Source organism: Legionella fairfieldensis ATCC 49588 (genome assembly GCF_000621525.1).
Taxonomy (GTDB): Bacteria; Pseudomonadota; Gammaproteobacteria; order Legionellales; family Legionellaceae; genus Tatlockia; species Tatlockia fairfieldensis.
Genome location: NZ_KK211300.1, coordinates 24,782 through 36,677, shown reverse-complemented (window position 1 = coordinate 36,677; position 11,896 = coordinate 24,782). Strand labels below are relative to the sequence as shown.

Below are 11,896 nucleotides of genomic sequence, written 5' to 3'. Positions count from 1 at the left end.
GACTCTATCCTGTTTTTGTCAGAAAGTTAGCTAACAGTCAGAACCCCGCCATCCGTGACGTGCGGGGTTCTATGTTTAGCCAGTTGTTGATGAAGTATTTACCAAGAGGAATAATGAGCCTCGGTTTTGTCACGGCTTGAAGGATGGATTATATTCTTCTTCCGTATTTTTATTTTCTGTTGCAGGTCTGCCACAGGTAATAAGATTTTTCATACCGCGCTGCATGTTTTTACGATCCTCAAATGTCTTTGCGGCATGCACGGAATGTTCTCCTTTACTCACCAGTTTTTCAGTGTGGGAAATATAGCCAATAAATCGTTTGATGTAACCTCTTAGAGTTTGTAATAAAGGATATTTGCTCACCAGTTTTTCCGATAGTTCTTCAAGGCGTCTGGCATTTCTTTCATAGCTTTCGGGATTATGATGAATAAGAAGGTCTGACACACGAGTCACGGTTTCCAGAAGCAGGCGCTTACCGCTCACACCGATAGCCGTTTGATTTTTGATTTCAGCGATTATTTTTTGGCCTTCAAGCACGGCTTGCCGGAATTGCTCATCAGGCTCAGGCTTGTCCAATTCGTTTAATTCCAACTCCCTTAATTCAATTTCCGCTTGTTGGACTCGTAAATTTAATAGTTCACTAACACGATTATGAGGGCAATTCAGATCACGCCATGTAATGAGGTGCCCTGCATTTTTTCTTAAAACATCGTAATTGGCGTTAATATAAGTATTAAGCGCATTCCAATTCAGTAATGCATGATGATTTACTCCTCGACCTTTCACCATTGCAGCGGCAGCATGGAGAGCGCGTTCAAACTCATCGCGACTTAAAGGTTCATTTTTTTCAAAAGACTTTAATAAATTGTAATAGGCGGACGCGACACCACCTCTGTCAATCGCATCCTTACATGAAATATTAAAGGTGGTTGGTTTTAGAGTGTTAATAATATAATTAGTCAGTTCAAATTTAATAAAATGAAACCATACTGCCTGTCGTTGTGCACTCGATAAATAAGACCCTTTTGCAATTCCCATCGTGGAGAAGCTTTTGTCAAGTAAATTTTTTAATTCTTCTTGTGGGTTTTTATCTTTAAATAATAATTCCCTCACTTTCGGGCTAATATAAAAATCCTGTATTTTTTGGGTTGCTTTGCCATCCTGTAAGGCAATATGTAAAAATTCGTTGTAAACAACGTCATATTCATGAACAGGTTTTATTTTTTTATATTCATCACGATGCATCAACCCTTTATCAGCGGGCAAGGTTATAACAACTATATTTTTATGATTTTTCTCAAGCTCATGCAGAACTTCTGTTAATCGGCTTTCTTTTTTTCCTTCCCAGTCCTCTCTGTCTCTACCCAGGTTATTAATATAAAGATGTGTGCCATTTGTTTTTTTATTATCTTGAATGTTTAACCAATGTTCAAATAATGGACTGACTCGTTCAACACCGTTGTGGCGTTGTCCTTGAGTTCCAAAGCGCAATTCCTGAGGAGAGTCAGATTTTGTGTAATGATAAGAACGATGAGTAGCCAGGCTTGTACCGTGCTGGAGCTTCAGGTTCGAAGACAAGGTTTGGTGCAAACGCCAGTGAGGCGCTCCTAACTCTGCGGGGGAGTGAGCCTGTTTATTGATTTTCTTACCTGTATCCTGTAAATGGTCTGTAATACTTTTGGAAATCTCTGGTGCTGAAGGATTATGATTTAAAAGTACCGGTTGAATTGCTTCATAAGTGTGTTCCAGGACGCGGTTTTTATTATCATAAATAGACATAATAAATTTATCCCAATCCTGCAGGGAGAGCCTGGCAGCTTCTTTATGGGACTGGTGATTTTTTTCTAAATAGGGCGTCAAGAAAGAGGATGAGGGTGATGCGCTATTTCCACGAGCAATTAATTTGTCTCTAAGTTGGGTAATTGTTTCGATATTATTTTCAATAACAGAAAAAAATCGGGTATAAAGATCGGCATAGGGATAACTTTCCTTAAATCCCTCAATGTCAGTTCTTCTTATATCATCGAGATCGTTGGCCAGATCCTGATCTATTGTTTTTATTTCTCGTATAATTGGATTAGATAATTCAAGCGCTTTTAAATAAAAAAAACAATTATGATTATGTAAACGTTCACTTGTCATTCCTGTTTTTGCAGCGATTACACTTGGCATGGTTAATTTCCGGGTTTTATTGTTTCTATGGTTATTTTAGTATTAAAAGCTTAAGATAATATGATGTTTTAAATAAAATAGATAAACGCCCTTTGTACCGGACAAAAAATTCAACGAGTACCGCATTGCCGCCAAGTCGGCACTTTAAGTTTTATTGACTATGATACCTACATACCGCGGCGTGTCCGCGGTACCCAGAGATTGTGGCAGGAAACCAGCTTCTTCCTGTATGCCATGGATAAGTCACGGCACGTGGGGCTTTGCAAGTGTCAAGTAAAACGTAAGGCTAATTAAAAGAATTGGCATCTATAGAGATCTTTAATAAGACATTGGATGCCGACTTTCATTGGCAATTCGGTACTCGTTGAATTTTCTGTCCGCATGAAATTGTGAAGACTCTACATGTATAATTTAGTTCAAAAAACTCATCCGCAATGGCATAAAATCCTTAATACAGCACTTCAACAGATGGACAAAAACTATCTTTTGCAGTTGCAGGAACGCAGGGATTGGTTACCGGGATTAAAGGCGTTGTTTGCCGCCTTTAGTCTTCCTCTGGACAACACTAACTATATTCTTTTAGGAGAATCGCCTTACCCACGACCGCAATCGGCAAATGGTTATGCGTTTTGGGATGCGGCGGTTCATTATTTATGGAGCGAGACAGGGTTAAGTAAAGAAGTAAATCGCGCTACCTCTTTGCGTAATTGGATAAAGATGATGTTAATTGCCAGGGGTGATTTGCATCAGGACTATTCACAGGCAGCAATTGCTCTTCTTGATAAAACCTGTTTCTGGCAAACCGCGGACGAATTTTTTAATTCGTTGGTAAGCAGAGGTTTTTTGTTGCTAAATGCGTCTTTAGTATACAGTAAGGATGAGGTGCGATTTCACGCTCGTCATTGGAAGCCTTTTATGAATAATCTCCTTAATCAATTGGCTCAGGATAGACCTGCTATTCAGTTAATTTTGTTTGGCAGTATTGCAAAAGAAGTGCCCCAGGTTAATCTTTTTCCTTGCTTAATTGCGGAGCATCCATACAATTTAAGTTTTATTACCAATCCTGAAGTATTGGCATTTTTTAAACCTTTGGATTTACTGTATCGCTATGACTAATAAATCGACTATTAATGAGCAGGAAGTTGCTAAATTTTCACGGCACTCGGCATTGTGGTGGGATAAAGACGGTCCCCTGAAAACCTTGCATGATATTAATTCAACTCGAATTGAGTATATTCAACGATATTGTGCGCTACCTAATCAAACTATTCTTGATGTGGGTTGTGGCGGTGGAATTTTGTGCGAAGGCATGGCTTTACAAGGAGCGCAAGTTACAGGGCTGGATGTAGAAAGGGAGACAATTATTGCAGCAAAAGAACATGCAAAAAGCAATCATTTGGATATCGATTATATTTATTGTCCGATAGAAGATTATGAAGGAAAAGATTTTGACGTAATTACCTGTATGGAAATGTTAGAGCATGTTAATGACCCCCAATTAGTGATTGAGCACTGTAGTCGTTTACTAAAATCAGGGGGCTATCTTTTTTTATCCACGCTCAATAGAACCGCTCAGGCTTATACTACGGCAATTGTAGCCGCTGAATACTTGCTTGGTTTATTGCCAAGGCAAACCCATGATTTTGATAAATTTATTAAACCAAGCGAATTGGCAACAATGATAAGAAAGGCGGGGCTTGAATTCCGAGGTGTCTCTGGTATGAGTTACAATCCATTAAGCCGTACAGCAGCCCTTCAGAGTTCAGTGAAAGTAAATTATTTGGTTTCCTGTTTTAAACCCTGATTTTTTTTATCTGCATAACGTTGTTGATGACGTTGATGAGCGTATTTGGCTTGTTCTTCCGTAACTACGTCAATCTCATTTCCAAACAAATCCACGCGAGCAACTCCTGCTTTTTGGCATTTCAGATAGGCAGGGGACGAGCTATAGTAGCTCAGGGCGTCTCGCAAGGCTTTTCTACTAAAAGGTGGTGTATCCAGGCGTTCATAAAAATCAATAATTTCGTCAAATATACCGATTTGTAACGGTTTGACCTGGCTCCCTTTTTTAAAAAAAGCATTGGGAAAGTGTTCTACTAACCAGTCAATGATTTGTAATTTGTCTTTTTTTGCATTTTCATTTTGCTGGAACATGACGATCACTCTAAAAATCATAGACGATATGAAACTTGCTTAAACTATCATAATTAGAGGGTTTATCAAGGCGATTTTACTATTTTTTAGAATATTTTTTATTTTATAGGCTTCCTTTTTCCCAAGAAATTTCTCAATTTACAATAAGAAATCAATGCGATTAAGTGATCTATTATTCTTTGTTATTGTCTAACTTATTGAATAATAAAGTTAAATAAAAAACAACGATGAAAAGTTAATGTGTAAGGCACGACTAAACTGACTTGCGAGGAAACAATCTCCCTGCTAAATTTTCAAGCATGACTTCAATGGAGTTGAGGTCCTGCAAAAGGAATTGTAATTATAGGGAAATAATTATCAGGGACGATTTATTGTTGGAACAGGACGTTCTGACGGAAGACTGCAAAAAGCCAGGGTTTAATCCCCCTGGCTTTGTTATTTATACCGTGGCGTAACCTGAATGAGAAAGATAATAGCTGTCAGGGTAGTAGGCAAATACTACAGAACCGCCCTTAATTGTGTTAATAACAGGTTTTGCGAGTGTCTGCGCAATAGATGGACATCCCCAGCTCCGTCCGGCATGACCTGCTTTTTTGATGAAATCAGGTTCTACATACCATGCGCCATGAATAACCACACGTCTATTATAAGCATTGTCATTGAAACCACGCTCCAGTCCTTGTAAATTCAAGGAATAGCCCTTGGAACCTATGTAGGTATCGCGTGTGACAAAGGTACCCAGGCTGGTTTCTTTACTGGATGGTTTATTAGAAAAATGATGAGGGGTATCTGCGCCTGAATTCCTGCCATGGGCTACATACGTATTGTACAGAAGTCTTTCCCTGCCCACATCAAATACCCACATACGTTGTTTATTGGAAGGTAAAGAATAATCAATGACTGTAAGCACAGGTTTTTTAACCGCACCTTTGGATGCTGCTTTTTGGTAGGCAGTTAAAGCAAGTTTAAGCACTTTTTTATTAAGCTCAGGGGCTTTTCTACTTAAGTGTTGGACATGTTCATTGATATCAAATGTTTTGGTGGCGGCTGGATTGTAGGTTGCAATGCCAGTTGAAAAAAAAGCTGCGGAAATCAGGCTTAGTATTGTATTCATAACTCTCCTTTTTTCGTCATTAATCGCCAGAAATAAGTTTGCAAAAAGATGGTGATTATATTTACAAGAAAGACAAATGTAAAATTACTGAGTCAACTGTTGTTCATAAAAGTAAAATATTTGTCAATTCATGAACTTAAATAACATCTACATCTTTTTTTAAGATAAAAATAAAAACAAAAAGTTATTATTTTACTCCAATTAGTCTGATTTTTGCCGGATTAATAGTATTAAAAAAGTGCAATATTATCATAATTAGATCTATTTTGGCTAGTCTAAGTCTAATTTTATGGTTAAAAGGCAATCTGGTGATGCTTATAATACTGAGTAAATTTGTTCTGGCATGGATTTCAATTCGAAATATTCTACATTATTATCGTTTGATATTTTTGACTCGTTGGAGAAAATAATGCTTGAGCGATATGCAGCGCAATTGCCACAAGGTGCTCGCGCCCGGATAAATAAAGCTTATCGTATGGATGAGTTAACTTTAATGACAGAACTCATCGAAAAAGCGGCATTAGAGGGAAACCAGGTTGGTGCTATCCAAAACAGGGCAACTGCATTGATTGAGCAAATACGCACTGCCCGGAAAAAAAACACAGGAATAGATTCATTTCTTAATCAGTATTCTTTGTCAAGTGATGAAGGTATCGCTTTAATGTGTCTGGCAGAGGCTTTATTGCGTGTGCCTGATAATGCAACGATCGATACTCTTATTAAAGATAAATTGACGAATGTAGACTGGCAGTCACACCGTGGGCAAAGTGATTCTTTTTTTGTTAATGCAACAACCTGGGCTTTGATGCTGACTGGTAAGGTTTTAACTCCGGAAAAATCAGAGTCGATGCTATCCAAAGCATTATTTAAAGTGATTAACCGCAGCGGTGAGTCAATGGTGCGTAAGGCTGTCGATAAAGCAATGCGGATCATGAGTAAGCAGTTTGTAACAGGACGGACTATTGGCGAGGCATTGTCACGAGCAAAGAAAAAAGAGGCGAGAGGCTATCGTTATTCTTACGATATGCTGGGTGAAGCAGCCTTAACCGCTATTGATGCGGAACGTTATTTTCAATCCTATAAAGAAGCTATCGAAACAATTGGCAAAAGCGTGGATAAAAAGACAACCGTGTATCAACGGCCAGGTATTTCTATTAAATTATCTGCCTTACATCCTCGTTACCAGGAAGCGCAGCGCGCTCGTGTTATGGCAGAATTACCGGACAGATTATTAGCACTGGCTCACCTGGCTAAAGAGTTTGATATTGCCCTGACCGTGGATGCTGAGGAATCGGAGCGTCTGGATCTTTCTCTTGATGTCATCGAGCGGGTTTTTAGCGATGACAGCCTGTATGGCTGGCATGGGTTTGGAATGGCCGTCCAGTCATATCAAAAAAGAGCTTTTTATTTGTTGGATTGGATTGCCGAATTGGCAAGGTCAAAACGTCGTCGTATGATGGTTCGTTTAATTAAAGGAGCTTACTGGGATAGTGAAATTAAAAAAACGCAAATGCAGGGCTTTGCAGATTACCCGGTATTTACCAGAAAGGTATTTACCGACGTGTCATTTCAGGCGTGTGCTAAAAAACTTTTAACAATGACCGACGCGATTTATCCACAATTTGCCACGCATAACGCCTATTCTGTAGCGATGGTGTTAAATCTGGTGGGAGATTACCGTGATTTTGAATTTCAATGCCTCCATGGCATGGGTAACGAACTTTATGAGCAAGTTGTCCCTGTAAATGCTTTGAATATTCCCTGCCGTATTTATGCGCCTGTGGGCAGTCATGAAGATTTATTACCTTATTTAGTACGTCGTTTGTTGGAAAATGGGGCAAATTCTTCGTTCGTGAATCGAATTGTCGATGAAAAAGCGCCAATAAACTCTCTGGTTGAGGACCCAGTGAGTAAAGCAAATCATTTGCTAGGTAAAATTAATCAAAATATTCCTTTACCCGCCTCTATCTTTTTGCCAGAACGAAAAAATTCAAGTGGTTTTGATTTTACGGATAGGGAAGCTGTTGCAAAATTACAGGAAGAATACATTCAAATGGATCTTTCCCATTGGCTTGCCAGGCCTCTTTTGGCGGAAGGAAAGCAGGGTGGTGAAGTCGATCGGAGTGTAAGTTCTCCCCAAAATTCAAAACGGCCAATCGGCCGTGTTAGTGAGGCGACTCAGCAGGATATTGATTGGGCGCTGTCGCAAGCCACACGGGCATTTCCTGTCTGGAATGCCAAACCTGTACGGGAGCGCATAGTTTGTATTGAACATTTTGCTAATCTCTTGGAAGAAAACAGGGAAGAATTACTTGCCCTGGCTTGCCTTGAAGCAGGTAAAACCTGGAGTGATGGGATTGCCGAGGTGCGTGAAGCGGTCGATTTTTGTCATTATTATGCACGGATGGCGGAAAAGTTAATGACAAAACCGGCTAAGCTGCATGGTTATACAGGTGAGCTAAATGAGCTTAGCCTGCACGGGCGAGGTGTTGTTTTGTGCATTAGTCCCTGGAATTTTCCTCTGGCTATTTTTACGGGCCAGATTGTTGCTGCATTAGTCACAGGTAATTGCGTCATTGCCAAACCTGCGGAACAAACCTCATTAATAGCGGCTTTTACTGTACAATTGATGCATAAAGCGAATATTCCTGCCAACGTTATCCAATTATTACCTGGACGTGGTGAACAGGTCGGCGCCTCGTTAGTGGCAGATCAGCGCATCAAAGCAGTTATTTTTACAGGTTCGACCCAAACAGCGACTCATATTAATCGTACTCTTGCTACCCGTGGTGGCGAAATTATTCCTTTAATTGCTGAAACAGGCGGCCAAAACGCAATGATTGTAGATTCGTCTGCTTTATTGGAACAAGTGACTATTGACGTAGTGACCTCTGCTTTTGGTAGTGCAGGGCAACGTTGTTCCGCTTTGCGTGTTTTGTATGTACAGGAAGAAGTTTATCCGCGTATGATTCATCTATTGAAAGGTGCTATGGCTGAATTAGAGGTAGGCGATCCTCGTTGGTTATCGACGGACGTGGGACCTGTAATCGATAGTGAAGCCCTGGCAGCATTAAAAGCTCATGTTGCCAGCATGCAGCAAAAATATGAACTCATTTACCAATGTAAGTTATCTGAAGAATGCGAGACGGGTTATTTCATGCCTCCAACAGCGATTGCGATAGATACAATGGCTGCTTTGGAAAAAGAAGTATTTGGGCCTATATTGCATGTTATTAGCTATAAACGTAAATCTCTCGATAAAGTAATCGAGCAAATCAATAATACAGGATATGGTTTGACCTTAGGCATTCACAGCAGAATTAATCAAACGGTGGATTATATCAAGCAGCGTGTTCATGTGGGAAATTGCTATGTTAATCGTAATATGATAGGCGCGGTTGTTGGTTTACAACCCTTTGGAGGAGAAGGACTATCAGGCACCGGACCAAAAGCAGGCGGACCGTATTATTTATTGCGTTTATGTCATGAAAGAACGTATACGGTGGATACCACCGCAGCCGGGGGTAATGCCAGCCTGATGTCTTTGCCGGAAGGTTACTAATGGCAATTCAGCGTGTCATTAGGTGATCGCCACCCTGATGACACTGCGTTCCCTCAACAGCAAGCGATCCAAAATTACAGACGTTTCTAACTAAGAGTACTTCAATGTTGAGATTTTTATTTGATCAAATTATTTACCAACTGATCTACTTTTGATATAATTACTTCTTTTTTTCCTATACAAAGGTTTTATTATGTTAATAACACTCAATATGATAGCTCAATCCCATAAAAAATTAAAAAACAGTTTTTTTCCTGGTTTGTACGGATATAAAAGAGAAGAAAATCATTGGGAAAAAATAGTGAGGTGTATTGAACAGCTTATTGATACTTATAAAGTAAAAGATTTCGAATTGAAATGGAGTGAACTTAAAGCAGCATTATCTGTTGCTAAAAACGCCAACCTTATACGCCATGAATATCATTTGAACCTTGAAAGCTGGGAAAAAGAGCTGAATAAAGTTATCGCTTCGACTGATCAGTTTGAAACAGAACAAGATTTTTTACCTTTAATTAACGAACTGATTGAACAATATCAGAATTATCAAGGTAAGCAACCTGGGTTTATTGAAGAGGTTAACCAAAAACGAATTGATAAACAAATTGAAAAGCAAAAAAGAGAGCAAGAGATTGCCATCTTAAAAAAAAGATCTCCCCAGGAAACGAGTATCCCTAACATTGATCACGTTTTACCACTTATTTTGCAATACATAGATGAAGCGAAAGACTTATGCAATCTTGAATTAGTCTCCTATTTTGTACTGGGCACTATAGAGAAATTGAAGCTTTGGGAGAAGTTAATAACTACGCATAATAATGCAGTTATCTTAGAGAATATTGAGATGGCTGAGGAGGCAAATTTTTCCCAATTCGAATTTGTATCTGCAGAATTATCATGTTTAGAACAAAAAAAACTTTGGGAGAATGCAATAACCGCCCTCAATAAAAACAGGGGTGTTAACGAACCTACAGCTAATTTATTATTTGACACTCTTTCCGCTGAGGAGAAAGAAGATATGTATTTAGCGATATCTAGTAATCTTGAAGAAAAGCTTATAATAACAAAAGACAATCCGAAAACAGCTTATCGGCTTTTTATGTCTCCAAAGCGGGAGGTGCCGAAGGTGTCGATATATAAATATGACCCTCTATCTTTTTTGTCAAGCTCATGACAAGATAGAAATTTTTGTTGGATGAGTATTCTGTTTATAAGGTATTATACGGAATCAAAGGAGTTGATTCTGTTTCTACGACAGCAGACTTTGTTATTCATAAGGGTTATTATTTTAAAATATCGAAGCTGTCATAATCCTGCCAGGGTAAATCTTCTCGTGAGCATTTACTGACTTTGGCCAAGGGCGGCCCTTCTTTTAGCCAATGGTGAAAAATCTCAAGAGACTGTTTTTCTCCACAGGCAAAAACTTCCACTCGGCCATCTGTTAAATTGCGTACCCACCCCTTAATTCCCAGTTTTTTTGCCTGTTCCTGAGTGGAGGCTCGAAACCAGACGCCTTGCACCTTTCCCGTGATAAAATTTCGCATGCATACGTATTGAGTCATAATAAACTGAGTAACTCAACGATTATCTTTAGTAATGTCTCGTAAAGTCAATACGTCACATTGCGCACCGTGTGTCACCGCGTGGGCGGTACTCCCGGGAAAAACAGGTAGAGCGCCCGGTGTATGACTGCCTATAATAACAAGCTCACATCCTAATGCATTGATTTTGTCAAGAATGGTCATTTTTATTGATCCTGTTTCTACATGCTGCTGCTCGGGAGGAATATCAAGGGCTTCTCCCAAAAGCCTCATCACCGTTTGCGCATCTTCTTTAACGGGAGCAGAAATCTCGGTAAATCCTAATCCTTGAGCTAATTGAAAAGAGGAGGGGAGTTCAATAACATGAAGCAAATGAAGCCTTGCACCAAAACAGGCAGCGATTTCAGCGGCTTTTTGGCAAGTATCAAAATGATTTTCACTCAAGTCCGTGGCGTGTAAAATGGTAGTGTACACAATTTCTCCATTTCAGGATGATTTCAGTTTAATTGTAGTGTATGATCAAAAAATAATAAAACAATGAGAATATTGCTTATCTATTCTTTTTGTTGTTGTCCCAACATCACACTTTCTCAAGTATACTTTTACTTTTCGTGCTTTGGAATAACTTGAAGTTCAAGAGGATTCATTATGTATTCAAATGATAAAATGCACGCTGCATTTAAAGAAATTGAAGGACAATTTAATCAATTTATCCAATTAAATGGCGAAGAGTCTCTGGCTGACTCTGTAAAAAACTCTTTAAATCAATACAGGGATTATCTTCTGGCTAATCAATGTAAGAACGCAGATAAAATAGTAGAAAAGTTGCAGGAAACAATTCAAATAATTTTAGACAACTCACGAAATGATGGTGAAAAAAAAGAAGCACTCAAAAAATTTGAAGAAGTTGCATTGAGATCAAACTTAAGTCAGATTGCATACGTAATGGGTTGTGCCATTATCGGTGGTATCCTGATGGCCGCATTGATGGTAGGAGTATATGCTCTACTTTTACTTGTTCCTCCTGCTGTTCCTTTGGTTGGTCCGGCTTTAGTTGAGTGTATTATTGGAATGAGTACCTTTTTTTTGGGAGGTTTCCTCTCGGGAGCGATGACCGGGAAAGGACTCTATGAAGAGGCATGTATCGATGAATCCCATAGTGAATCTTATAGTCAAAAAAAGGAATCAGTTAATGAGGTTGTTAATTGTTTAAAAAAAATTCATGATCATAGATTGTTTCAATCAGCGCCTGTAGACGAAGAGAAAATAAAAGGGAAAGGGAAGGGAAATATGGATTTTATGCCAGGTTCTGTTTCTCTTCCTGATGGTCCGGGTTTTTGACAGGGTAAACGCATC

10 protein-coding genes are annotated in these 11,896 nt (G+C 39.2%); 5 read left to right on the top strand and 5 right to left on the bottom strand.

Going from position 1 to position 11,896, the window contains the following annotated elements; genetic code table 11:
• Positions 1–129: 129 nt before the first annotated feature.
• Entirely contained in the window at positions 130–2,172 is a 2,043-nt protein-coding gene (locus T345_RS14295; protein ID WP_028389514.1) for a hypothetical protein, read from the bottom strand.
• Positions 2,173–2,574: 402 nt separating this feature from the next.
• Here T345_RS14295 and T345_RS0111755 point away from each other — a divergent pair, with 402 nt between their 5' ends.
• Complete coding sequence (locus T345_RS0111755) at positions 2,575–3,288, top strand: uracil-DNA glycosylase family protein (protein ID WP_028389513.1); 714 nt, start codon at positions 2,575–2,577, stop codon at positions 3,286–3,288.
• Positions 3,281–3,976: a bifunctional 2-polyprenyl-6-hydroxyphenol methylase/3-demethylubiquinol 3-O-methyltransferase UbiG gene (ubiG, locus tag T345_RS0111750; RefSeq protein ID WP_028389512.1), complete on the top strand. Its 696-nt coding sequence runs from the start codon at positions 3,281–3,283 to the stop codon at positions 3,974–3,976. The genes T345_RS0111755 and ubiG overlap by 8 nt, the downstream gene beginning before the upstream one ends.
• On the opposite strand, the gene T345_RS0111745 is transcribed toward ubiG, so the two are convergent.
• Both T345_RS0111745 and T345_RS0111740 read right to left on the bottom strand, forming a co-directional pair.
• Positions 3,949–4,326 carry a ProQ/FINO family protein gene (locus tag T345_RS0111745; protein ID WP_028389511.1) on the bottom strand — a complete coding sequence of 126 codons (378 nt, stop codon included), beginning with the start codon at positions 4,324–4,326 and terminating at the stop codon, positions 3,949–3,951. The genes ubiG and T345_RS0111745 overlap by 28 nt on opposite strands.
• Positions 4,327–4,765: 439 nt before the next feature.
• Complete coding sequence (locus T345_RS0111740) at positions 4,766–5,440, bottom strand: murein L,D-transpeptidase catalytic domain family protein (RefSeq protein WP_028389510.1); 675 nt, start codon at positions 5,438–5,440, stop codon at positions 4,766–4,768.
• 409 nt (positions 5,441–5,849) lie between these two features.
• Here T345_RS0111740 and putA point away from each other — a divergent pair, with 409 nt between their 5' ends.
• Both putA and T345_RS0111730 read left to right on the top strand, forming a co-directional pair.
• A complete protein-coding gene (putA, locus tag T345_RS0111735) occupies positions 5,850–9,002 on the top strand; it encodes a bifunctional proline dehydrogenase/L-glutamate gamma-semialdehyde dehydrogenase PutA (RefSeq protein ID WP_028389509.1) in 3,153 nt (1,050 codons plus the stop codon).
• 193 nt (positions 9,003–9,195) lie between these two features.
• On the top strand, positions 9,196–10,173 hold the full coding sequence (locus T345_RS0111730) for a hypothetical protein (protein ID WP_028389508.1): 978 nt from the start codon (positions 9,196–9,198) through the stop codon (positions 10,171–10,173).
• A 109-nt stretch (positions 10,174–10,282) separates the two neighbouring features.
• Here T345_RS0111730 and T345_RS0111725 read toward each other — a convergent pair whose 3' ends face one another.
• Entirely contained in the window at positions 10,283–10,561 is a 279-nt protein-coding gene (locus T345_RS0111725; protein ID WP_028389507.1) for an acylphosphatase, read from the bottom strand.
• A gap of 15 nt (positions 10,562–10,576) precedes the next feature.
• Positions 10,577–11,014 carry a universal stress protein gene (locus T345_RS0111720; protein ID WP_028389506.1) on the bottom strand — a complete coding sequence of 146 codons (438 nt, stop codon included), beginning with the start codon at positions 11,012–11,014 and terminating at the stop codon, positions 10,577–10,579.
• Positions 11,015–11,188: 174 nt separating this feature from the next.
• Here T345_RS0111720 and T345_RS0111715 point away from each other — a divergent pair, with 174 nt between their 5' ends.
• A complete protein-coding gene (locus T345_RS0111715) occupies positions 11,189–11,881 on the top strand; it encodes a hypothetical protein (RefSeq protein WP_028389505.1) in 693 nt (230 codons plus the stop codon).
• Positions 11,882–11,896: the final 15 nt, after the last annotated feature.